Origin of the sequence: Pseudomonas sp. BJP69, assembly GCF_007633355.1 — a bacterium.
In the GTDB taxonomy this organism is placed as follows: domain Bacteria; phylum Pseudomonadota; class Gammaproteobacteria; order Pseudomonadales; family Pseudomonadaceae; genus Aquipseudomonas; species Aquipseudomonas juntendi.
In genome coordinates, this window is sequence record NZ_CP041933.1 from 4,611,187 (window position 1) to 4,633,818 (window position 22,632).

General features: G+C 64.0%; 25 protein-coding genes. 11 read left to right on the forward strand and 14 right to left on the reverse strand.

The genetic code is table 11. The features are described 5' to 3' along the window. Window positions 1-301: 301 nt before the first annotated feature. Entirely contained in the window at window positions 302-1,321 is a 1,020-nt protein-coding gene (locus FPB55_RS21595) for a Glu/Leu/Phe/Val dehydrogenase dimerization domain-containing protein (RefSeq protein ID WP_009682681.1), read from the reverse strand. A gap of 123 nt (window positions 1,322-1,444) precedes the next feature. Between FPB55_RS21595 and FPB55_RS21600 the strand changes: the two genes are divergently transcribed. Next, a complete protein-coding gene (locus FPB55_RS21600) occupies window positions 1,445-2,251 on the forward strand; it encodes a tetratricopeptide repeat protein (protein WP_125855323.1) in 807 nt (268 codons plus the stop codon). Here FPB55_RS21600 and maiA read toward each other — a convergent pair. Genes maiA through hmgA form a run of 3 tightly spaced genes read right to left on the reverse strand, consistent with a single transcriptional unit; the run spans window position 2,245 to window position 5,486 of the window. Further along, window positions 2,245-2,877: a maleylacetoacetate isomerase gene (maiA, locus tag FPB55_RS21605; protein ID WP_115294734.1), complete on the reverse strand. Its 633-nt coding sequence runs from the start codon at window positions 2,875-2,877 to the stop codon at window positions 2,245-2,247. The two genes, FPB55_RS21600 and maiA, sit on opposite strands and share 7 nt — an antisense overlap. 11 nt (window positions 2,878-2,888) lie before the next feature. Then, window positions 2,889-4,181 (reverse strand): fumarylacetoacetase, encoded by a 1,293-nt coding sequence (gene fahA / locus FPB55_RS21610; RefSeq protein ID WP_115294735.1) that lies wholly within the window; start codon window positions 4,179-4,181, stop codon window positions 2,889-2,891. A 3-nt stretch (window positions 4,182-4,184) separates the two neighbouring features. Then, window positions 4,185-5,486: a homogentisate 1,2-dioxygenase gene (gene hmgA, locus FPB55_RS21615; RefSeq protein ID WP_144189245.1), complete on the reverse strand. Its 1,302-nt coding sequence runs from the start codon at window positions 5,484-5,486 to the stop codon at window positions 4,185-4,187. A gap of 173 nt (window positions 5,487-5,659) precedes the next feature. On the opposite strand from hmgA, the gene FPB55_RS21620 reads away from it, so the two are divergent. Then, a complete protein-coding gene (locus FPB55_RS21620; protein ID WP_125855325.1) occupies window positions 5,660-6,442 on the forward strand; it encodes an IclR family transcriptional regulator in 783 nt (260 codons plus the stop codon). A 388-nt stretch (window positions 6,443-6,830) separates the two neighbouring features. Here FPB55_RS21620 and FPB55_RS21625 read toward each other — a convergent pair whose 3' ends face one another. From FPB55_RS21625 to FPB55_RS21640, 4 genes are all read right to left on the reverse strand, one after another. Continuing rightward, window positions 6,831-7,742, reverse strand: coding sequence for an SDR family oxidoreductase (locus FPB55_RS21625; protein WP_009682675.1), 912 nt, complete (start codon window positions 7,740-7,742; stop codon window positions 6,831-6,833). A 114-nt stretch (window positions 7,743-7,856) separates the two neighbouring features. Beyond that, on the reverse strand, window positions 7,857-8,762 hold the full coding sequence (locus FPB55_RS21630; RefSeq protein ID WP_029886900.1) for an alpha/beta hydrolase: 906 nt from the start codon (window positions 8,760-8,762) through the stop codon (window positions 7,857-7,859). Window positions 8,763-8,938: 176 nt separating this feature from the next. Then, entirely contained in the window at window positions 8,939-9,625 is a 687-nt protein-coding gene (locus tag FPB55_RS21635) for an LrgB family protein (protein WP_009682673.1), read from the reverse strand. Next, complete coding sequence (locus FPB55_RS21640) at window positions 9,615-10,001, reverse strand: CidA/LrgA family protein (RefSeq protein WP_009682672.1); 387 nt, start codon at window positions 9,999-10,001, stop codon at window positions 9,615-9,617. The genes FPB55_RS21635 and FPB55_RS21640 overlap by 11 nt, the downstream gene beginning before the upstream one ends. Before the next feature lie 96 nt (window positions 10,002-10,097). On the opposite strand from FPB55_RS21640, the gene FPB55_RS21645 reads away from it, so the two are divergent. Then, window positions 10,098-10,994, forward strand: a complete 897-nt coding sequence (locus tag FPB55_RS21645) for a LysR family transcriptional regulator (protein ID WP_029886899.1) — start codon at window positions 10,098-10,100, stop codon at window positions 10,992-10,994. A gap of 74 nt (window positions 10,995-11,068) precedes the next feature. On the opposite strand, the gene FPB55_RS21650 is transcribed toward FPB55_RS21645, so the two are convergent. Beyond that, window positions 11,069-11,524 (reverse strand): flavodoxin, encoded by a 456-nt coding sequence (locus FPB55_RS21650; RefSeq protein WP_115294738.1) that lies wholly within the window; start codon window positions 11,522-11,524, stop codon window positions 11,069-11,071. A gap of 127 nt (window positions 11,525-11,651) precedes the next feature. Here FPB55_RS21650 and FPB55_RS21655 point away from each other — a divergent pair, with 127 nt between their 5' ends. Together FPB55_RS21655 and FPB55_RS21660 are read left to right on the forward strand one after the other, a co-directional pair. Beyond that, on the forward strand, window positions 11,652-12,080 hold the full coding sequence (locus FPB55_RS21655) for a PAS domain S-box protein (protein ID WP_009682668.1): 429 nt from the start codon (window positions 11,652-11,654) through the stop codon (window positions 12,078-12,080). A 59-nt stretch (window positions 12,081-12,139) separates the two neighbouring features. Then, window positions 12,140-12,757: a hypothetical protein gene (locus FPB55_RS21660; protein WP_054906049.1), complete on the forward strand. Its 618-nt coding sequence runs from the start codon at window positions 12,140-12,142 to the stop codon at window positions 12,755-12,757. Here the strand turns inward: FPB55_RS21660 and FPB55_RS21665 are convergent. After that, window positions 12,742-13,677, reverse strand: a complete 936-nt coding sequence (locus FPB55_RS21665) for a MerR family transcriptional regulator (RefSeq protein ID WP_054906048.1) — start codon at window positions 13,675-13,677, stop codon at window positions 12,742-12,744. The two genes, FPB55_RS21660 and FPB55_RS21665, sit on opposite strands and share 16 nt — an antisense overlap. A 215-nt stretch (window positions 13,678-13,892) precedes the next feature. On the opposite strand from FPB55_RS21665, the gene FPB55_RS21670 reads away from it, so the two are divergent. From FPB55_RS21670 to FPB55_RS21685, 4 genes are read left to right on the forward strand one after another with little or no spacing between them, the layout of a single operon-like run. Then, window positions 13,893-14,453: an antibiotic biosynthesis monooxygenase gene (locus FPB55_RS21670; protein ID WP_009682664.1), complete on the forward strand. Its 561-nt coding sequence runs from the start codon at window positions 13,893-13,895 to the stop codon at window positions 14,451-14,453. 33 nt (window positions 14,454-14,486) lie between these two features. Beyond that, window positions 14,487-15,224 (forward strand): dihydromonapterin reductase, encoded by a 738-nt coding sequence (gene folM, locus FPB55_RS21675; protein ID WP_009682663.1) that lies wholly within the window; start codon window positions 14,487-14,489, stop codon window positions 15,222-15,224. 8 nt (window positions 15,225-15,232) lie between these two features. Then, a complete protein-coding gene (locus FPB55_RS21680) occupies window positions 15,233-15,529 on the forward strand; it encodes a DUF1244 domain-containing protein (protein WP_009682662.1) in 297 nt (98 codons plus the stop codon). Further along, window positions 15,522-15,863, forward strand: a complete 342-nt coding sequence (locus FPB55_RS21685) for a HopJ type III effector protein (RefSeq protein ID WP_178097531.1) — start codon at window positions 15,522-15,524, stop codon at window positions 15,861-15,863. The genes FPB55_RS21680 and FPB55_RS21685 overlap by 8 nt, the downstream gene beginning before the upstream one ends. A gap of 118 nt (window positions 15,864-15,981) precedes the next feature. Here FPB55_RS21685 and fabV read toward each other — a convergent pair whose 3' ends face one another. Continuing rightward, complete coding sequence (gene fabV, locus FPB55_RS21690; protein WP_029886896.1) at window positions 15,982-17,193, reverse strand: enoyl-ACP reductase FabV; 1,212 nt, start codon at window positions 17,191-17,193, stop codon at window positions 15,982-15,984. Window positions 17,194-17,444: 251 nt separating this feature from the next. Here fabV and FPB55_RS21695 point away from each other — a divergent pair, with 251 nt between their 5' ends. Further along, window positions 17,445-18,623: an acetyl-CoA C-acetyltransferase gene (locus FPB55_RS21695; protein WP_009682659.1), complete on the forward strand. Its 1,179-nt coding sequence runs from the start codon at window positions 17,445-17,447 to the stop codon at window positions 18,621-18,623. A gap of 135 nt (window positions 18,624-18,758) precedes the next feature. On the opposite strand, the gene FPB55_RS21705 is transcribed toward FPB55_RS21695, so the two are convergent. Beyond that, window positions 18,759-19,583 (reverse strand): 5-methyltetrahydropteroyltriglutamate--homocysteine methyltransferase, encoded by an 825-nt coding sequence (locus FPB55_RS21705; protein WP_144189249.1) that lies wholly within the window; start codon window positions 19,581-19,583, stop codon window positions 18,759-18,761. A gap of 224 nt (window positions 19,584-19,807) precedes the next feature. Between FPB55_RS21705 and FPB55_RS21710 the strand changes: the two genes are divergently transcribed. Next, window positions 19,808-21,295 carry a methylenetetrahydrofolate reductase C-terminal domain-containing protein gene (locus FPB55_RS21710; protein WP_115294742.1) on the forward strand — a complete coding sequence of 496 codons (1,488 nt, stop codon included), beginning with the start codon at window positions 19,808-19,810 and terminating at the stop codon, window positions 21,293-21,295. Here the strand turns inward: FPB55_RS21710 and yjiA are convergent. After that, window positions 21,255-22,232 carry a GTPase gene (gene yjiA / locus FPB55_RS21715; protein WP_054882160.1) on the reverse strand — a complete coding sequence of 326 codons (978 nt, stop codon included), beginning with the start codon at window positions 22,230-22,232 and terminating at the stop codon, window positions 21,255-21,257. The two genes, FPB55_RS21710 and yjiA, sit on opposite strands and share 41 nt — an antisense overlap. Window positions 22,233-22,429: 197 nt before the next feature. Next, window positions 22,430-22,627, reverse strand: a complete 198-nt coding sequence (locus tag FPB55_RS21720; RefSeq protein WP_009682654.1) for a YbdD/YjiX family protein — start codon at window positions 22,625-22,627, stop codon at window positions 22,430-22,432. Between the last annotated feature and the right edge of the window lie 5 nt (window positions 22,628-22,632).

Genomic DNA, 22,632 nt, shown 5'->3' on the forward strand with positions numbered 1-22,632 from the left:
TTGAGGCATCCACCAAGGCGTTCGCGCGCGAATCCCACAGGAATAATTGGCCCGAAACAAACGTAGGAGCGAGCGCAGCTCGCGATTGCGCCGCGCGGGCGGCGCTCGATCTCACAGGCGCTGAAGATGCTCCGGCTACCCCTACCAGGAACCATAGAATCTCCCACAGGGACCGCAAATCTTGAGAATTGTGAGAAATCTGTGGGGACTTCCACAGGTACGCACAAGTCTTGAAGGTTGTGGGGTATCTGTGGGAGCTGGCTTGCCAGCGATGAGGCCGGTGCATGCAACACAAACCCCGTCAGCCATACAACAACCGCTCCGCCAACATCTGCGCCACCCGCGCCGGCGAGCGTTTCTCTGCTTGGGCATGGCCGAACACTTCGGTCAGCCGCGATGGTATGCGTGCCAGGTGCGAGGTGATGGTGCCCAGGTCTTCGCCACGGTGGGTGAGCGCCACGTAAATCAAGCCACCGGCATTGATCACATAATCGGGCGCATACAGTATCCCGCGGGTCTCCAGCTGGTCAGCCACCTGCAAGGTGGTCAGCTGGTTGTTCGCCGCCCCCGCCACTGCCGCGCAGCGCAGTTGCATCACGCTCTGCCCGTTCAGCACCGGCCCCACACCGCACGGGGCAAAGATGTCGCAGGGGGTGCTGATCAACGCATCGTGGGTCACCGGGTGGGCATCGAGCTGCTCAACAGCCAGCCGTACCCGCCCTGTGTCCAGGTCACTCACCAACAGTTCCGCCCCCGCCGCATGCAGTTGTTCGGCCAGGGCGTAGCCAACATTACCCAGCCCTTGCACCGCTACCCGCAGGCCTTCGAGGTTGTAGCTGCCCAAGCGGGCATAGGACGTGGCGCGGATGCCGGCGAATACCCCCATTGCCGCATGCGGTGAGGGATCACCCGAGGCCGTGGTACTGGTCACATGCGGCGTGCTCTGGGCGATGCAGTCCATGTCCAGGGTCGAGGTGCCACTGTCCACGGCAATGATGAAACGCCCTTGCAAGGTATCGACGAAGCGGCCGAAAGCCTCGAACAAAGCTGCGCGGTTTTCCACATGCGGGTTGCGCAAGATCACCGCCTTGCCGCCCCCCACGGGCAAGCCCGCCAGTGCCGCTTTGTAGCTCATGCCCTGGGCCAGGCGAATCGCGTCGGCCATGGCGCTTTCGTCATCGGCGTACGGCAGGTAGCGGCAGCCACCCAGCGCCGGCCCCAACTGCTGGCTGTGGATCGCCACCACCGCTTTCAGGCCCGTGGGCGGGTCGGTGAACAAGTGCAGTGACTGGGTACGGGTGCTTTGCATCAGCGCGAACATCGACAGGCTCCCCAACAGGTGCTGCACCCAGTATAAGCCCGGCCTCATGTTTGCAGCCGCCGCCAGACCACTGGACGAAACCCCGCACCGCAGCTAATACTCAAGCGAGTGTGGAGAAGCCCCATGAACCCACGTCAAGCCTGCCTGGCCTGCCTGGAACGCGAGCCCGTCGCCCTGCTGGAAGCCGCATTGTGGGTTGCCGCCGAGCACGACCCTAACGTCGCGCCTGCCGCCAGCCTTGCCACCGTGCACGACCTGCAGCACGCAATCAGTGCCCACCTGCCCATGCTACCTTTGAGTGAACTGGCACAGCCTCTGCTGCGCCAACTCAATGCACTGGGGTTTGTGCAAGACGAATACCTGCCGTTGCGGCCGCATGCCGCCATGCTGGACAAGGTGCTGCAACGCCGCCGAGGTCAACCGCTGGCCCTGGCCATCCTCGCCCTCGAGCTGGCCAGGCGTTTGTGCATACCGCTGGAGGGCGTGGGGTTTCCCGGGCACTTCCTGTTGCGCGTGCCGGGTGCCGACCACCTGCTCGACCCCTGTGGCGGCAGGCGCCTGTACCCCAGCGACTGTCGCGAGCTACTGGCACGCCAGTTTGGCCCCGACCTGCCGCTGACGGCAGAACACCTGCGCACCGCCAGCGCGCAGCAGATGCTGCAGCGCCTGTCGCGCAACCTGCGCCAACTGCATATTAGCCACGACAACCACCTGGCGGCGTTGATCGACGCTGAACGGGTCATGCAATTAGGGCCGGTGCAGGTCGCGGACTACATGACCCGCGCCTCGCTTTACCAACACCTGGACTGCCCCCAAGCCGAACGCTACGACCTGGAGCATGCCCTGCTGCTGACGGAAGACCCGGTCCAGCGCCTGAAGCTGTGTGAGCGCATCGGCAAGCTTCCGGCGGCGAACCGCTCACTTCACTGAGCCGGGGTGTCCGGCTGCCGGGCCGGGTGAGCCTGGGCGAATGCCGGGTGCGCGGCTGCCAGTGCGGCAACCCGTTGAATGCGCGGGTAACCGCCAAGGTCGACAGCGAAACGCTCAGCCGCGTACAACTGCGGAATCAGGTACACATCGGCCAGGCCCGGGGTATCGCCAAAACAGAAACCCTCATCGCCAATCAACTGTTCCACGGCCGCCAGACCCTGGCTGATCCAGTGTGCGATCCAGGCGTTCACCTGGCCCTCGTCCTGACCGGCCTGGCGCAGCCTGTTCAGCACGCTGACATTGTGCAGCGGGTGGATGTCGCAACCGATGATCGCCGCCACACCGCGCACTTTGGCCCGCCGTTCGGCATTGACCGGCAGCAGGGCGGGCTGTGGGTACACCTCTTCCAGGTACTCGATGATCGCCGGCGACTGCACCAGCACTTCACCGCCGTCACTGCGCAAGGCTGGCACGCGGCCCTGCGGGTTGACGGCCCTGTAGCCGGCGCCACGCTGTTCACCTTGCAGCAGGTTCACCGGCAAGGCCTGGTAGGCCAGCCCCTTCAGTGCCAGCGCGATGCGCACCCGGTACGACGAGGTGGAACGGTAATAGGTGTACAGTTCCATGCCCTGCCCCCTCAGTTGGCCGCCACGACCGTGCCACGGCATTCGCCAAAGCCGATGCTGGCCACGCCGTCACGCTGGCAGCGGGCGCGCAGGATGATCTCGTCACCGTCTTCGAGGAACTTGCGCACCTCGCCACTGGCCAGCTCCACCGGCAGTTTGCCGCCTTCGGTGATTTCCAGCAGGCTGCCATACGAGCCAGGGGTGGCACCGGAGAGGGTGCCCGAGCCGAACAGGTCGCCCGGCTGCAACTGGCAGCCGTTGACGCTGTGGTGGGCAACCAGTTGGGCCACGGTCCAGTACATGCTGCGGGTGTTGCTCAAGGTCAGGCGGTGCGGGGCAAGGCCCTGCTCACGCATGCGTGCGGTCAGCAACAGCACTTCCAGCTCAATATCGAACGCGCCCGCAGCCTGGTCGCGCTCGTCCAGCAGGTACGGCAGTGGCTGCGGGTCGCCTTGCGGCCGGGCCGGCTGGGCGCAGCGGAACGGCGCCAGCGCCTCGGCGGTGACCACCCACGGCGAAATACTGGTAATGAAGCTTTTCGACAAGAACGGCCCCAGCGGCTGGTATTCCCAGGCCTGGATGTCGCGCGCCGACCAGTCGTTGAGCAGGCACAGGCCGGCCACGTGTTCGGCAGCATCACCTACCGCAATCGCTTCACCCATGGCGTTGCCCTGGCCTACCCAGATACCCAGTTCCAGTTCGTAGTCCAGGCGCGCACAGGGGCCAAAGCTGGGCTCGGTGTGCCCGGCCGGCAAGGTCTGGCCCTTTGGCCGGCGCACCTCGGTACCCGAGGGACGGATGGTCGAGGCACGGCCGTGATAACCGATCGGCACGTACTTGTAGTTGGGCAGCAACGGGTTGTCTGGGCGGAACAGCTTGCCGACGTTCTTGGCGTGCTCGATACCCACGTAGAAGTCGGTGTAGTCACCGATCTGCGCCGGTACGTGCAACTGGCAGTCGCCGGCGTGGAGCAGGGCCGGCTTCAGCGCCGCCTGGTGTTCGCTGTGTTCACCCAGCAATGCCTGCAAGCGTTCGCGCAGGGCCACCCGCGCGCTGCGCCCCAATGCGAAGAATGCGTTCAGTGCCCCACCCCGGGTCGCCTCGACGGCAGCCTTGGCTGCGCCGTCGAACAGGCCGGCGGCCAGCACCGCCTCCAGGTCGAGGATTGCGTCGCCAATGGCCACGCCACAGCGCCTGGCTTCACCTGGCCGGCTGAAGATGCCCATTGGCAGGTTCTGCAGCGGGAAGTCGCTGTGCCCGTTGGCGTGCTCGACCCAGCTACGGGCAATGGCAGTGTGGTTCATGGGTTATCTCCGGTTCGGGTTGAAGGTGCTCGGCAAGGTGGCCCAGCAACTATCGTAGTCGGCCTGCAATTGCGGGCATTGCAGCGCTTGCACGCTCGGGCGCAGCACCTGGCTGGTCTCGAACATGAACGCCATGGTGTTGTCGACCTTGTGCGGGGCCAACTCGGCGGCAATGGCTTTTTCGCAGGTTCCGGCATCGGGCCCATGGGCGCTCATCACCCCGTGCAACGACGCCCCACCCGGCAAGAAGCCCTCGGCCTTGGCATCGTAGGCCCCCTGGATCAGGCCCATGAACTCGTTCATCAGGTTGCGGTGGAACCACGGTGGGCGGAAGGTGTTCTCGGCCACCATCCAGCGCGGCGGGAAGATCACGAAGTCCATGTTGGCCAAACCATGCACGCTGGTCGGCGAAGTCAGCACGGTGAAGATCGACGGGTCCGGGTGGTCGAAACTGACCGTACCCAACGTGTTGAAGCGGCGCAGGTCGTACTTGTACGGCACGTTGCTGCCATGCCAGGCAACCACGTCCAGCGGCGAATGCTGCAGTTCGCAGGCCCAGTGCTCACCCAGAAACTTCTGTACCAGTTGCTGCGGGCCGGTGGTTTCTTCGTAGTGCGCCACCGGGGTGAGGAAATCCCGCGGGTTGGCCAGGCCATTGCTGCCGATCGGGCCCAGGTCCGGGAGGCGCAAGGGGGCGCCGTGGTTTTCGGCGATGTAGCCGCGGGCCTGGCCGTCGAGCAACTCGACACGGAACTTCATGCCACGCGGGATCACCGCAATCTCCAGCGGCTCGACCTGCAACACGCCCAGCTCGGTGGCAATGCGCAGGCGCCCCTGTTCCGGCACCAGCAACAGTTCGCCATCGGCATTGAAGAACACCCGCTCCATGGAGCGGTTGGCGCGGTAGATGTAGATGCTCACGCCGCTCGGTTTGTCTGCCGTGGCGTTGGCCACCATCGGCAGCCAGCCTTCGATGAAGTCGGTGGGTTCGGCGGGAATCGGCTGGGGGCTCCAGCGCAGGCGATTGGGGTTGATGCCCCCCAGCGGGCCCTGTAGCGGTTGGCGGGCCAGGCGCTCGAAACGTGGGTGCAAGGCAGACGGGCGGATACGGTACAACCAGGTCCGCCGCAGCTCGCTACGGGCCATGGTGAACGCCGTGCCGGACAGCAGTTCGGCGTACAGCCCGTAGGGCGCCTGCTGCGGCGAGTTCTGCCCGACCGGCAAGGCACCGGGCAGCGCTTCGCTGGCAAACTCGTTGCCAAAGCCGCTGAGGTAGTGAAGGTCGGGTGATGGATCGCAATTCATCGATGCCTCCGGGCTCTGGCCGAGCCGTTGCGGGCAGTTGGCTGCAGGCCCTTGGGTGGGCGGCAGCGGGTCTGCATTGTTTTTATCGTAATCAGATTACGAATAACGTAATTTGCTCCGTGCATGACGTCAAGCTATAAAGGCCCGACTGAAGAATCCGGAAGCAGCTGTCCATGGCCAAAGCCAGTACCACCGCCGACAACGGCAAGCAGAAAGTCCGCTCTGCGGAGGTCGGCACCGACATCCTCAAGGCCTTGGCTGAGTTGTCCCCTTCCACCTCATTGTCACGCCTGGCCGAGCATGTGCAGATGCCGGCGAGCAAGGTGCACCGCTACCTGCAAGCATTGATCGCCAGCGGGTTTGCCGAACAGGATGCTGCCACCAACCATTACGGCCTGGGGCGTGAGGCATTGCGGGTGGGGCTGGCGGCGCTGGGCAGCATCGATGTGCTGAAAATTGCTGCACTGCCCCTGTCGCAACTGCGCGACGAACTGAACGAAAGCTGCTTCATCGCCGTATGGGGTAACCAGGGCGCGACCGTGGTCAGCATCGAGCCCGCGGTGCGGGCGGTGACCGTGGTGACGCAGATCGGTTCGGTGCTGCCGCTGCTCAGCTCATCGACCGGGTTGGTGTTCGCTGCCTACCTGCCCGAGCGGGAAACGGTGGACCTGCGTGACCGTGAACTGGCCGCCCTGCAGCACTCTGCCGACGATTATCAAGCGCTACTGGCCGGCATACGCGAACGTGGCCTGCACCATGTACACGGCTTGTTGATGCCGGGCGTGGATGCATTGTCGGCCCCGGTATTCAATGCCATGGGGCAGGTTGCGGCGGTGATGACCGTGGTTGGGCCTACATCGATCTTCCATGCCGACGAGCATGGCCCGGCGGCACAGCGGTTGCTGGCGGCAACGCGGGAAACCAGCTGGCGAATGGGCTACTCGCCCGCGGCTTGAACAGCTGCGCAACTGTTGCCCGAAACGTAAAGGTGAATGTCATAAGCGGCTATTTTTCCTACGGGATCAAGCGCTTATTCTTTACTCACTGGCCGGCATGAAGGGCTCTCCCCCCCGCCTTTCAGGCCTGCGAGGTGCACTGACGTAGATTTTGAAGCTCCTTGATCTAACGTCTCGATTGGCCGCTGCGGCTTGCAGCGGCTTTTTTTTGCGCTGAATAATGACGCCCGCGGACACCGGCAAAGCCTCGGGCCACGCGACACCTGTAGGAGCGGCCTTGCGTCGCGAACGGGCAGCGAAGCAGCCCCGGCAATTTAGCCGCCAACGCTGAAATCCTGGGGCCGCTTCGCGCCCCTTTCGCGACGCAAGGCCGCTCCTTACAATGGCCTTACAACGGGTATTTCTGCAGGTTGGCCATCATCTGCTGCAGCGCCTGCAAGCTGTCCTGCGGGTGCACTGCCCCTTCGAAATCACCAATGTGCTCCCACTGCTGCGCGACCTGCTCGGGCGTAAAGCCTTCGCGCGGGTCGAAACCCACCCCCAGGCTACGCTCCCAGCGCACCTTGCCGATCCAGCCCCCGCCCACCTCGAACAGCTCGCCGCTGCCCTGGCACTGTTCGCTGCCCAGGTACACCACCAAGGGGCTGACCAACTCCGGCTTGAGCCGTTCGAACACCTGCGGGGGAATCAGCCCTTCCGTCATGCGCGTACCGCCGGTTGGGGCAATGGCGTTGACCAGGATACCGTGCTTGCGCCCTTCGATGGCCAAGGTCCGGGTAAGCCCGTACAGGCCCAGCTTGGCCATGCCGTAATTGGCCTGGCCAAAATTACCGTAGATACCAGAGGTGGATGCCGTGAATATCACCCGCCCCCAGTTCTGCTCACGCAGGTGTGGCCAGGCCGCGCGGGTAACTTTGTAGGCGCCTTCGACATGCACCTGGTAAACCTGCTCCCAGTCGCTGTCGTCCATCTTGTGGAAGGTCTTGTCACGCAGGATGCCGGCGTTGTTCACCACGACATCGACGCGGCCATAGCTGTCCAGGGCCTGCTCGACAATGCGGGCACCCTGGCTGACCGAGTCATGGTTGGCAACCGCACTGCCCCCGGCGGCGCGAATCTCCTGCACCACCCGATCAGCAGCGCTGGCGCTGGCGCCCTCCCCGTGGGTGGAACCGCCGAGGTCGTTGACCACCACCTTGGCCCCGCGCGCGGCGAACAGCAGCGCGTGGGCACGGCCCAGGCCGCCACCGGCGCCGGTAACGATCACCACACGATCTTGCAGAAGTACAGGCTCGCTCATGCCAAGGGCTCCAGGCAGGTTCAGGTCAGCCGAGTGTCTGCCGCCAACGGCAAGCAGACAATCAAGCTCACGCAGGCTGAATGCCTGGTAATAACGCCGGGCCATGAGGCCCGCTCAGGACCACGCCACTTTCGCCTGGCAAAAGCTCAGCGGTTGCTCACGAAAGGCCAGGTAATGCCGCAGCACCTGCACCGGCGCCTCGGTGTGCGGGTAGTGGCCTATACCCTGCAGTTGCACGGTGTCTGGCTGTGGCACCAGTTGCCGGTAACGCTCAAGCATGTGCGCGCCGGACAATGGGTCGACCATGCCGTTGATCAGCCGCATGGGCACACCTGGGCACTGCATGGCCGCAACCCAGCGCTCACGGTGCAGGCGGCGCTCCAGCAGGTAGCCCACCAGTTTATGCAGCACGCGCGTACCGCGGTTGGCGGCGATCAGGCTCCAGAAATCGTCCAGGGCACTTTCGCTCGGGTGGGTGCAGGGGCCATGGACCTGGGTCATGTTGCGCACCAGGTCGTCACGCCCGAAGGAGCGACCCACCAGCCAGCCGAAGCGGCTCAGCAGCAACTTCTGGATCAGCAGCAGGTGACAGCTTTCGGCGAACAGGCCACTGTTGAGAAATACGCAGCTGGCTACCTCGGCGCGCTGCTCATGGTGCCGCGCCAGCAACTCCTGAGCGACGCTGCCGCCATAGTCGTGAGCCAGCAGGTGCACCGGTTGGTCCACCTGCAAGTGGGCGAGCAGCGCCTGCTGCAGGTCGGCTTGCTCGATCAGGCTGTAGGCGTGGTCCACCGGTTTGGCCGAATCGCCAAAACCGAGCATGTCGCAGGCAATCACCCGAAAGCGTTGCGTCAAAGGCCCCCACAGGTAATGCCAGTCCCAACTGGCGGTGGGGAAGCCGTGTAAAAGAAGCAGGGGCTCTCCTTGCCCTGCGGTCCAGTAGCGGATGCTCTGGCCCCGGAATGTGAAGCTCTGTCCCCGGGTACGCCAGACGCACAATGGAATTTCGGCCAAAGGCATCAGAAGTAACCCGGTTAAGTGGTGTGGACTGGATAGGGCAAGGCTGCGGTCATTGCATGTCACCTCGGCACTTTCATGTGCTCTCTATGTCGAGGGTGAGTCTAGCCAGCCCTACCAGGGGTGGAACTTGCGTTGCCAGCCAGCTTGATGACTGAGCGAGTCAGTGGCACGAACGGTCAGAGCAACATGGCCAGCAGCGGTGCTGCGAACAGGTTCAGCAGTCCGGTCAGGACCATGACCAGGCCGGCCACCGAGCCTTCCTCGCGGCCCACTTCCTGGGCCCGGCTGACCCCGGCGCCGTGCGCGCCCACGCCGAACAATGCCCCCCGGGCCAACGGCGTGCGCAGCGGCAACCAACGCAGCAGCACGCCACCGAACATGGCACCGAGCACCCCGGTGAACATCACGAACACCGCCGTCAGCTCGGGCACACCGCCCAGGTCATGGGCCAAGGGCATGGCAAAGGGCGTGGTGATGGAACGCGGCACCAGCGACAGGCTGGTCGCATTGTCCAGCGCCAGCAGGTGCGCCAACCCCCAGGAACTGGCGATGGACGCACTGCTGCCCGCCAGCATGCCGACCAGCAAGGCCGGCCAATGCCGGGCAAGCATGGCCCGCTGCTGCCAGATCGGCACGGCAAAGGCCACGGTCACCGGGCCGAGCACGCCCATCAGCCAGTGGGTATTGCGCGCGTACTCGGCATAGGCGGTGTGCAGCGGCACAGCCACCGCCAGCAGCAACACCGGCACCAGAATCAGCGGCGACAGCAGGTAGCGCTTGCTGCGCCGGTACAGCCAGCGGCTGCCCAGGTAAGCCAGCAACGTCAGCGCCAGCCAGAACAACGGCATGGGTTCAAGGCTCATGGCGCATGCTCCAGCGGCACACAAGTTCGACGGTCAGGGCCGTCACCACCATCACCATCAGCGTGCTCACGGCGATCACCAGCAGGATGCGCCAGCCCTCGTCCCGGATCAGCGCGCCATAGTCCAGCAGGCTCATCAGTGCAGGAATGAAGAACAGCAGCATTTCGGCCATCAACCAACCGGCGCCGAGTTGGAGCATGGCTGGCTTCAGTGCCCCCACGGCGAACAACAGCAACAACAACGCCAGGCCCATGACCCCGCCGGGAATAGGCCAGCCCAGCCAAGTGGCCAGCTGGCCACCGAGTGCAAACAGGGCATACAGGGTCGCCAGCTCGGCAAGCAGGCGCAGCAGTTTTTTCAGTAACGCGGGTTTCATGGCGGTGTTCCTCGACAGGCCCTCATTTTAAGTTTTGGCTGCCTAGGCCAGAAGCGAATTGTTAGACTGGCTACCATTCCATAATGGAATTGGCACATGGAATTCAAACAGCTGCGCAGCTTTATCGAAGTGGTGCACCGAGGCGGCTTTACCCAAGCCGCACAGACCCTGCACATCAGTCAGTCGGCCGTCAGCAAGCAAGTGGCGCAGCTTGAGCAAGATGTGGGCCAGCCGCTGCTGGAACGCCAGGCATCACACCTGCACCTGACCGCCGCCGGGCGCATCGTGCTTGAGCGCGGCGAGGCCCTGCTGCGCCAACGCCAGGCGCTGCTCAACGAATTGGACGATCTGAGCCAGATGGAGCGTGGCGAACTACGCCTGGGCTTGCCGATGCTGGGCAGCGATGCGCTGTTCGCCGGTTTGTTCGCCGAGTACCGGCGGCGCCACCCGAACATCGCCATCCAGCTGGTTGAGGGTGGCAGCCGTAGCATCGAGCAGGCCGTCAGAAGTGGCGAGCTGGAGCTCGGTGGCAGCCTTACGCCCAGCGACGACGGGTTCGAATACCAGCCATTCTGCAATGAGCCGCTGGATGCCCTGCTACCGGCGGGGCATGCGTTGGCAGGCCTGGGCGGGGTGCACCTGAAGCAATTGGCCGCAACGCCGTTCCTGCTCTACCAGCGCAGTTTCGTGCTCAATGACCGGTTGGTGAAAGCCTGCCAGCAGCAGGGCTTCACCCCGACGGAAGGCGGGCGCAGTGGCCAGGCGGATTTCCTGGCAGCGTTGGTCGCGGCAGGCCAGGGCGTGGTGCTGCTGCCCCGGGTGGTGGCAAAAGCCCTGGAACGCCCTGGTGTGGTGCGTATGCCCCTGCGCTCACCGGGGGACCTGCGCTGGGACATTGCCTTCATCTGGCGGCGTGGCGCGTATTTGTCGCGGGCCGCGCAAGCGTGGTTGGCGCTGCTGCGCGAATGGCCGGTACCCGGCAGCGAGGCATGAATCGGGGTTTGGCTGGCTGGCAGGTCTGCCCGGACACTCACCTGCGGCAGGCCCGTACCTGCTGAACCTGACTGTCAGCCTTTCAAGGCTTCAGCCAACTTGGCCAGCCACGGTTCGGCATCCGTTTCAGGGGTCACCGTCTCGCTGGCATCCAGTTGCAGCATCGGCTGCACCTCGCGCACGCCCAGCTCGGCAAACAGCTCGCGCAGCTGTTCGCCACCCCCGCAGTAGGTATCGCCATAGCTGGAATCGCCCAGCGCAATCACTGCACCCGGCAGGCCACGGAAGGCCGCTGGCAGGCTGTCACGCAGGCTGCTGTACAAGGGCATCAGGTTGTCCGGCAGCTCACCCATACCGGTAGTCGATGTCACGGCCAGCAGGGCCTGCGGGGCAAAACCTTCAAGGTCCTGCAAAGTGGCACGTGCGGCGTGCCAGGCTTGGTAGCCGGCGGCCTTGAGCTTCGTTTCTGCATGACGGGCGACTTCTTCGGCGGTGCCATAGACCGATCCGGAAATAATGGCGACTTTCATCGGGTAGAGGATTCCGAAACTGAGTGAAAACGTAGGATACTAGCATTCACCGCTGGCAAAAGGCCGCCTCTGCCAAAGCCGCCTGCTACAGCGCGTCCGTTTTTACTGCCTGCCGCATGGCCTGAACATGATCAACGCAAAACTGCTGCAATCGATGGTCGACGCATCCCATGACGGTATCGTGGTTGCCGAACAGGAAGGCGACGACACCATCCTCATTTACGTCAACGCCGCGTTCGAACGCCTGACCGGCTACAGCCGGGACGAAATACTCTACCAGGATTGCCGCTTCCTGCAGGCTGACGACCGTGACCAGCTCGCGCGTGCGCGCATTCGCAAAGCCTTGGCCGAACGCCGCCCGTGCCGGGAAGTGATGCGCAACTACCGCAAGGATGGCACTGCCTTCTGGAACGAGCTGTCGATCACGGCGGTAAGGAACGACGCCGAGCGACGTACCTACTTCATCGGCATTCAGAAGGACGTCACCCGCCAGGTGGAAATGGAGCGAGAGCTGGCCGAACTGCGCGCTCGTCTGAAAGCCGACGAACGCACCTGAACCAAGCCCCCCGGTTACGGTCAACTACGTTGAAGAAATCGCCACCACCGAGTTCGATCATGCAAGCAGACGCCCTTCTTACCCAGGACGAGCTGGATTTCATTCAGAGCATGCAGCATTCGCCCAACCTGAACCTGGCCGACTCGATGTCGAGCCTGCAGGTCAATGGCGACCGCCGTATCCAGAGCTTGCTCACCCGCCTGGTGGCCAATGAACAAGTGACCTTGCAGGCGCAATTCAACAACCAGCAAATCAGCTTCCCGCTGCAACTGGTGGAAGACGAATTCCACGCTTTGCACCTGCAAGTCGGCTCCCCGGAAATCTACGAGGACGGCCCCATGCTGCGGCCATGGCGCCTGTCGCTGGAGCAGCCCAGCGCCCTGCTCGACGGCCATGGCGCGCCTGGCGGGCTGTGGGTACGGGAAATTTCCTTCAAAGGCGTGCTGGTGGAGCTGCGTGGCCTGCCAAGCGCGCCGGCACATTTCGACCTGCGCTTCGCCCCCGGCAACATCCAGCCGATCGAACTGCAGGGTGTTCTGGGCCGGCGTATTGGCCCGGACCTGGCAGCGTACGACCTTGGCCAAAGCCCAGCGGAAGAAATCGAACGCCTGCGCGACTACATCCTGCAGGCCCATTGCCGCGCCCACCCCGAACTGCACACTCAGGTGTCCAGCTGACCTGCCAGGCACTGGCGCAGACGCTGACGCATCACCCCGCCCTGTGCCCCCAGGCAAACCAGGGGGCTGCCCGCCAGGCCGCCGCTGGCCTGGTCCGTTGCCTCTCCCGCCAGCAATAACGCGCAGCCCAGCACCGACGCCAGCCGCTTCAGATAGCGGCTGACCTCTGCAGTCAGCGGCTGGTGGGAAAACAGCACGAGGGCGTCTGGTTTCATGCGTTCGCAGACCAGCGCCAGCTCTTGCAGGGGCTGCCCACACACCAACGGCGTCACGCCAACCTCGTCACTGCCCAGCAGCAGGCTGGTGACCAGCAGTTCAAGCTCATGGCATTGCCCCGGCAAGGGCACCAGCAGCACGTTGTGGCGACGCGGCGCGGCCGCCAGCTGCAAACGCGTGAACACCCGCCCGCGCAAAAACTGGTCAAAAAACAGCCACTCGCTGGTCTGGCCGTAGCCGCCATGGCGCACGGCCAAGTCGTGCCACACCGGCATGAAAACCTCAGCGAAAACCTGATCGAGCGTGCTGGCGGCAAACACCTCCTCATAAAGGCGGCCCAGCCCTGGCAGGTCAAAGCGTTGCACTGCCACGCGCACCTGCTGCTGCCAGCCTAGCGAGCTGTCCACTGCGCGCGTGGCCTGCCCGGCAAGCGCCTGGCTGCGGGCAAGGATGCTGCCCACCTTGCTGACCGCCACGCCGCGCTCCAGCCAGCCGAGGATATTGCGGATATCGTCGACGTCCCCCTGGGAATACAGGCGGTGGCCGCTGTCGGTGCGGATGGGCTGGATCAGACCGTAACGGCGCTCCCAGGCACGCAGGGTTACCGCATTGACGCCAGTCAGGCGGCAGACTTCACGGATCGGAAACAGCACTTGCTGCTCGAAGCTCGCATCGCCCCCCGGCTTGCGTCCCAGTTCGCTCATCTGCACGGCATCCTGTGTGCTGGAATAGAGGGCCTAGTCTACTACGACAGCGCCGGGCACAGGTTGCGACCATTTGCCGGCAGACAGTTGCCACACAGCACAACTGCGCGATAATCCGCGCCCGATTCTTGCATGTTCGCCTGCGTCGCCCACCACCCCGGGCCACGCAGCCAAGGGGCCGGCTACCCGCCAGCCCCGTTGCCAGGAGATACACAATGTCTACCCCACCCGTTACCCTGATGGTGTCGCGCCGCGCCGCACATGGCCGCTACCAGGACCTGTTGGCCTGGCTGCATGAGGGCGAACAGCTGGCCACTGACTTCCCCGGCTACCTGGGCTCGGGCATTCTCGCCCCACCCCACGATGGCGACGAGTTCCAGATCATTTTCCGCTTCAGCGATGAGCCCACCCTGCATGCCTGGGAGCATTCGGCCTCACGGCGGGCCTGGTTGCAGCGCGGCAATGGCCTGTTCGAGCGCCCCAAAGAGGCGCGCGTCAGTGGCATTGACGACTGGTTTGGCGCCAGTGCGGTGCAGAAACCGCCGCGCTGGAAACAGGCCGTGGCCATCTGGCTGGCGTTCTTCCCGGTGTCGTTGGCGTTCAACACGGCGTTCGGCCACTGGCTGGCCGCACTCGACCTGGTACCACGGGTACTGCTCAGCACCCTGGCCCTCACGCCACTGATGGTGTACCTGTTCATCCCGTTGTCCACCCGCCTGCTGGCCGGTTGGCTACAGCCCTCTTCGGCCACCGCGGGCGCCCTGCGCAGCCGCTGAGGCCAGGCCGTACAACGGGCAAACAGTTCGGGTATGCTGGGCGGCAACCACAGGACAGACAAGTTGACCGCCCCGAACATGAACAGCCCAATTCTCGTTACCGGAGCCAGCCAGCGCGTCGGGCTGGCCCTGGCCCTTGAACTGGCACAGGCCGGCCATACGGTGGTCAGTGCCAGCCGTACCGTACAGCCACAGGCGGCCCACCCGAACATCGTGCAGTTCCAGGCAGACCTGTGCCGGGCAGACGACCGCCAGGCGCTGATCGACTACCTGGTCGAGCATTACGACGGCCTGCGCGCCATCATCCATAACGCGTCGTTGTGGCTGGACGATGGCCTGGACAACCTCGAGACCATGTTCCGCCTGCATGTAGAGGCGCCCTACCACCTCAACCTGGCCTTGGGCGAAATGCTGGCCAAGCAGGACAAGGCCGACATCATTCACATCTGCGACGAAACCTCCTCGCGCGGCAGCAAGAGCCACATTGGCTATGCCGCCACCAAGGCTGCGCTGCAGAACATGGTGCTGTCGTTCGCTGAAAAATATGCGCCCAAGGTGCATGTGAACGGTATCCTTCCCGGGCTGCTGATCCTCAAGGAAGGGGGTGACGAAGCCTACCGCCAGCACACCTTGAAAAAGGCCCTGCTGGAGTTCGAACCCGGCGCCGGGCCACTGATCGAGACGGTCAAGTACCTGCTCGCCAGCCAGTACAGCACCGGCAGCCAGGTGGTCATCAATGGTGGCCGTCACCTGAAGAACCGCATGACGTGAGAGCCCACATGACCCCACAGCAACAGCTTGAACTCGAAGCCGCCGCGTTCCGGCGCCTGGTCGACCATTTGCAGAAACGCACCGACGTGCAGAACATCGACCTGATGAACCTGTCCGGCTTCTGCCGCAACTGCCTGTCCAAGTGGTACAAGGCTGCGGCTGACGAGCGTGAGCTCGACCTGAGCCTGGATGACGCCCGCGAAGCGGTGTACGGCATGCCTTATGCCCAGTGGAAAGCCCAATACCAGAAAGAAGCCAGCGCCGAGCAGCAAGCGGCGTTCGAAAAAGGAAAACCTCGTGACTGATCTAAATACCCTGCGCGCCAGCCTGGCCAGCGGCCAACATGCCTTTGCCGACACCCTGGCGTTCATTGCCGAGCACTACAGCTATCAGCCGCAGGCGTTCAACAATGGGGGTGTCGAGAATGCCGCCGGGCAGAACGAAGGTTCGTGCAAAACCTTGGGCCTGGCAGTGCTTGAAGGGCTGAGCGATCAGGAAGCGTTGCTGGCTTTCGGCGAGCACTACCGGGATGTGCTGGCCACGCCTGAGGGCAGTGACCATGGCAATATCCGGGCGCTGATCAAGCACGGCCTGGCCTGTGTGACGTTTGCTGCGCCGCCACTGTCGCGCAAGGCTTGAGATTGCCGGGGCTGCTTTGCAGCCCATCGCCGGCAAGCCAGCCCCGACACAGGCCTTGAAGGCACCGCTGTCGAAATGGGAGCTGGCGTGCCAGCGATGAGGCCAGCACGGTGTGAAATTACAGCTCGACGCAGTCGAACTTCACATCGGTGGCTACATCTTCGTCGTAGTTGACGTCAGCGCGCTCAAAGCCGAACAGGTTGAGGAACTGCTTCTTGTAACCGGCGTAGTCGGTCAGCTGGAACAGGTTCTCGGTGGTCACCTGCGGCCACATGGCCTTGCAGGCATCCTGCACATCGTCGCGCAGTTCCCAGTCGTCCAGGCGCAGGCGGGCCTTCTCGTCCACTTCGGCCGGGGCGCCATCAGCACGGTACATGCGGTCGCGGAACATGCGGTCCAGTTGGTCCTGGGTACCCTCGTGCACACCCTTTTCCTGCATGATCTTGAAGACCATCGACAGGTACAGCGGCATCACCGGAATGGCCGAGCTGGCCTGGGTCACCACCGACTTCAACACCGCCACGTTGGCGCCGCCCTTCACTTCAGCGGCCAGCTTCTTGTCCAGGCGCAGCGCGGTTTCATCCAGGTCCTGCTTGGCCTGGCCCAGGGCCCCGTGCCAGTAGATTGGCCAGGTGATCTCGGTGCCGATGTAGCTGAAGGCCACGGTACGGGCACCCTCGGCCAATACGTCGGCGCCCGCCAGGGCGTCGATCCACAGTTGCCAGTCCTGGCCACCCATGACGGTAACGGTGTCGGCGATTTCCTGCTCGGTGGCCGGCTCGATGCTGGCCTCGATGATGGTGTCCTTGTTGGTGTCGATGGCAGTCGACTTGTACGGCTGGCCGATCGGCTTGAGTGCCGAGCGGATCACTTCACCGGTCTGCGGCAGCTTGCGCACCGGCGACGCCAGCGAGTAGATGACCAGGTCGACCTTGCCACCCATTTCGTTCTTGATCAGCTCGATGACCTTGGCGCGGGCTTCGTCGGAGAAGGCGTCACCGTTGATCGACTTGCTGTACAGGCCCTCGGCCTTGGCGAACTTATCGAAAGCCGCAGCGTTGTACCAGCCAGCGGTGCCGGCCTTGGTTTCGGTGCCTGGCTTTTCGAAGAATACGCCCAGGGTGTCGGCCTTGAAGCCGAACGCTGCAGTAATGCGTGCTGCCAGGCCATAGCCACTGGAAGCACCGATGACCAGGACCTTCTTCGGACCATCCTCGCGCACGCCCAGCTTGCGGGTGGCTTCGATCTGGTCACGGACGTTGAGCTCGCAGCCCTTCGGGTGAGTCGTGGTGCAGATGAAACCGCGAACCTTAGGATGAATGATGGCCAATGTCTGTACCTCGTCAGGTTTATGCTGGGGAAGCGCCACATGGGCGTTTCCTGTTGATCAGAGGGTGAGACTACCCCCGCAGGTTATCCGACACATATTACGGGGTGATCCGGACGATGCAAAACCGGGGTGGACCGCTGCGCGGCCATTCATTTGCTTTTCACATCAATCTCAAAGAAAAACAAACTTAACAAATGAGCCCAGGGCACCGATGCTGGAAGCCTTACGCCCACCGCACGGAGAACAACAACATGAACGACGTGGTCATCGTCGCCGCAACCCGTACCGCCATCGGCAGCTTCCAGGGTGCCCTGGCCAGCGTGCCTGCGGTCGACCTCGGCGCCGCCGTGATCAAGCGCCTGCTGGAGCAGACCGGGCTGGACCCGGCGCAGGTCGACGAAGTCATCCTCGGCCAGGTGCTGACCGCCGGCGCCGGGCAGAACCCGGCGCGCCAGGCCGCGATCAAGGCCGGCCTGCCCTTCAGCGTACCGGCGCTGACCCTGAACAAGGTGTGCGGCTCGGGCCTGAAAGCCCTGCACCTGGCGGCCCAGGCCATCCGCTGCGGTGACGCCGAGGTGGTGATTGCCGGGGGCCAGGAGAACATGAGCCTGGCCCCCTATGTGATGCCCTCGGCCCGCACCGGCCAGCGCATGGGCCATGGCCAGCTGATCGACAGCATGATCACCGATGGCCTGTGGGATGCCTTCAACGACTACCACATGGGCATCACTGCCGAAAATCTGGTGGACGAGTACGGCCTCAGCCGTGAACAGCAGGATGCCTTTGCCGCCGAGTCGCAACGCAAGGCACTCGCTGCCATCGAGGCCGGCCGCTTCGATGCGGAGATCACCCCTGTCGTGCTGCCGCAGAAGAAGGGCGAGCCGAAAGTGTTCGCCCGTGATGAGCAGCCGCGCCCGGACACCACTGCCGAGTCGCTGGGCAAGCTGCGCGCAGCGTTCAAGAAAGACGGTAGCGTCACCGCTGGCAATGCCTCCAGCCTGAACGACGGCGCTGCCGCCGTGCTGCTGATGAGCGCCACCAAAGCCGAGGCCCTGGGCCTGCCGGTGCTGGCGAAGATCGCCGCTTATGCCAGTGCCGGGGTAGACCCGGCGATCATGGGCATCGGCCCGGTTGCGGCAACGCGGCGCTGCCTGGACAAGGCCGGCTGGCAGCTGAGCGAACTGGACCTGATCGAAGCCAACGAAGCCTTTGCTGCACAGGCACTGGCCGTGGGCAAGGCGCTGGAGTGGGATGCGGCACGGGTCAATGTGAACGGTGGGGCCATTGCCTTGGGCCACCCGATTGGTGCGTCCGGCTGCCGGGTGTTGGTGACCTTGTTGCACGAGATGATCAAGCGCGATGCCCACAAAGGCCTGGCGACCTTGTGCATTGGCGGTGGCCAAGGTGTTGCACTGGCTATCGAACGTTGAGCGGCGTTTGAGTTGAGCAGGCCCGGCCTGTCCGTGGGCTCGCCCGCGCCCACAGGGTAGCGCAGGTTTCAAAACATGCGCTGTACCTGTGGGAGCGGGCAAGCCCGCGAACAGGCCGGCACAAGCAGCAGATGATCAAGCCGCGACTCGGTACTGCTCCAGCGAGGCGGCCAGCGCAGCCACTTCGCGGCACTTCTGCACAGCCACCTCTACGGTGCCATGCGCCAACGAACAGGCCGGCGCCAGCCACAGCCGCGCCCCCAGGCGCTCATGGGCGTCTTGCAACAGCCCCAGGGCATTGTCCAGTTCGCAAGGCGCGCCATCGCAGCCATCAACCAGGCCAAGCGACAGCACTTTATAGGCCGGCAGGCGGTCAAGGATGGCCTGATACTGTGCCGGCGCCTGCACCAGATCGATGTGCAGGCCATCGACTGGCAGGTTGGCGGCCAGGCCAAGGTTGCCATCCAGGCCACCGGCGTACGTGGCAATCAACTTCTTCAACGGTGCACGCTGCAGGATGTTGTAGACGCGCTCGAAGGCGTTTTTCCAGTCCTGTGGCAGGTCGTGGGCGAGGATCGGTTCGTCGATCTGGACCCATTCGACGCCCAGCGCAGCCAAGCGGTTGAGGGCCTGATCATACAAGGGCAGCAGGCGATCGAGCAGTTCCAGCTTGTCGAAGTCGGCGTTGCGGGCCTGGCCCTGCCACAGGTAGGTCAACGGGCCAATCACGACAGGCTTGATGGCATGGCCCAGCGCGTTGGCATGCTCCACCTCTTCGAACAAGGGTTCCCAGTTGAGGGCAAACGGCTGGTCATCGGTACCCGGCAGCTGGCCACATTGGCCGGTTTCGCCGACAGGCAGCAGTTCGATACCGGCGTCCTTCTGCACTTGCCAGTGGCGGGCCCGCAGTTCGCGGTCGCCGCCAATGTGTGGAAAGCCCAGGTTGTGTGCCAGTGCCATGTGTCGCCCCTCAGCATGCTCAAATTGATGAGGGGATTTTCCAGTGGATCGTGGTGTTGAGACAAACTCATAAAATTTGAGATGAACCCAAGAAATTCTCATGATCCTGAGGGCGCAGGGGCCGACCCATGTCTTGTTCAGAGCACCAGCCTGCGCATCCGGACATGACCTCCTGCCCCTTCTGCCGCACAATGCCACCCTGACCATACCAGGTGCCCGGCCTCATGAGCCTGCTGAAAACCGCACTGCGTGAACACCATTTCGTCTGTGTCATGGAGTTTGTGCCCAAAGCCTCTGCAGAACGCTTCGCTGCGATGCAAGCGATCATGGACCGTGTGCAGCTGTGCGGCTGGCCAATGACCGTGGCCATCGGCGACCGCGTCGGCAGCCCGCTGGACATGTCGCCGCTGGACGCCCTGGCCTCGTTCGACCGCCCGGTGCCGGCCCTGCCGCATTTCTCCGGCAAGGACCGCGAACGCCACCACTTGCTCGCACAATTGCAGCGCATGGCGGCGGCCGGCCTCGACCAGTTGCTGCTGCTGACCGGTGACCGTTTGCCTGGGCATGAACCCGGCCAGCGCCCGGTGCGCTACCTGGAGTCGGTGGCCGCGCTGCAGATTGCCCGCCAGGCCTGCCCGCACTGGTTGCTGGGCGCGGCGCTGAACCCGTTCAAGTACCACGAGGAAGAAGGCGGTGCGCAGTACTTCAAGGCCGAGAAAAAACTGGCTGCGGGGGCCGACTTCCTTACCTTGCAACTGGGCTTCGACGCAGCCAAACACCAGGAAGCCATGCACTGGATGCGCCGCCAGGCCGCGCCCAAACCCATGCTGGCCTGCCTGATGAGCCTCACCCATGGCCGTGCAGCGATGCTCGACCACGTCGCCGGCGTGACCGTTACCCCCTCCATGCGCGAAATGCTCGAGGCGGAAACGGCGCACTCCAAGGCTTTTGCCCAGGCGCGCAGCGTTGACCGCCTTGCCTTGCAGATCATCGGTACGAAGCTGATGGGTTACGCGGGCGTGCACCTGTCGGGCATTCATGACCTGAAGCAGCTGCTTGCCCTTGAAGCGCGACTGGCGTACTGGCAAACGCACGTCCACACCTTGGAGCAATGGGCGCCCGCCTGGCAAGCCAGTTGGCAAATGCCGGGGCTGCCGGCAGTCACCTTCCATCCCCCCCAGGCCAACTGGCGCCAGGGCGAATCAAGGGTCGATGCCTCGTTCAAGGAAAAAGCCCGCTACCACCTGATGCATGGCATGCATGGGCTGCTGTTCAGCCGCCGCAACAGCCTGAGCAAGGCGTTTGGCTGGGCGGTGCGCCAGCCACTGTGGACCACCCGCCTTGGCGCACAGGTGCTGCACACCCTGGAGCGCAGTGTGAAGCGCCCGTTGGTTGGCTGCGATACCTGCGGCCGCTGCCGCCTGGAAGACACCTTGTACACCTGCCCGGAAACCTGCCCCAAGGGCCTGGCCAATGGCCCCTGTGGGGGCACCGCGCTCAACCGCTGCGAGTTCGGCGACCGCGAGTGCATCCACAGCATCAAGTACCGCACGGCCAAGGCCGTGGGGCAAACCGCCGTGCTGAGGGAGCGGCTGATCCCCTGCATCGAGGAGCAAACGCGCCACCGCAGCTCGTGGCCGCAGTGGTTCGCGCCACCCTCCCCGCGCCGGGTCAGCCCTCAGCCAGCGCCTCGAACCCAGCCCGAATCGTAGCCTCGGGCAGGTCATCGGCAATGAAGACCATCACGCTTTCGCGGGTTTCGCCTTCGGCCCACTCGGCGTCCCAGTCGAAGCCATATAGCTTGAGCACACCCTGGAACACCAGCTTGCGGTCCTCGCCGGCAATGTTCAGCACGCCCTTGTAACGCAGCAGCTGCTTCCCATGGGTTTCCAGCAGCTCGTTCATGAAGCCGCTGAGGCGGTCGATATCCAGCGCGGCTTCGGTACGCAACACCAGGGTGCCGATGCGGTCGGGGGTGGCCGGCTTGAGCACCGGGCGCAGCGAGGGTTTCAGGTTTGCGCCCAGGTCGGGGTTGAGGTTGAAGCCGCGCACGTCCAGCAACTCTGCCAGGTCGATGCAACCGTGCTCGACCACTCGGATCGCCGCCCGCCCGTTGATACGGGCCAGGCGTTCGCGCAGGGCCTGGACCGCAGCCGGCTCGACGAGGTCGGTCTTGCTCAGCAACAGGCGATCGGCAAAGCCAACCTGGGCCTGGGCGATGGTCTGGGTCAGATGCAACTCGGCATGCTTGGCATCGACCAGGGTGATGATGCCGTCGAGGATGTAGCGCTCGCGCAGTTCCTCGTCGATGAAGAAGGTTTGCGCCACCGGCGCCGGGTCGGCCAGGCCGGTGCATTCGATCACCAGGCGGTCGAAGGCGATTTCGCCGGCATCCAGGCGCTCGAGCAGAAGGTACAAGGCGCGGGTCAGGTCGCCATGGATGCTGCAGCACACACAGCCGTTGGCCAGGGTCATCACCTGCACCGGCTGGTCGCCCAGCAACTGGCTGTCGATGCCGGCGTCACTGAATTCGTTTTCGATCACCGCCAGCTTCAGGCCGTGCTCGGCCTTGAGCATGTGTTTGAGCAAGGTGGTCTTACCGGCACCGAGGAAGCCGGTGAGGATGGTTACGGGAATGGGCGTCTGCACGCAGAACATCTCCTGTGCGGAAAAAACACTGGCCCCATCGCCGGCAAGCCAGCTCCCACAGGTACCGCGCAAACCTTGACGCCTGGGCAGTACCTGAAAGAGCGCCCCAAAGGCACCGCACAAACCTGGAGGCCTGTGAAGTGCCTGTGAGAGCTGGCTTGCCAGCGATGAGGCCGGTACAGGTTAACGCTTGAGACTCAACAGCACTTGGGCCCGGACTTGCCGCCATAACGTGCTTCCTGACGTTCGCGGAAGAACTGCTCATACGTCATGACCGGCTTGTCCGGGTGTGTCTTGTGCATGTGCTCGACATAGTTGTCGTAGTCGGGCATGCCGACCATCAGGCGGGCGGCCTGCCCCAGGTACTTACCCAGTCGACCCAGGTCGTTGAACATGACAG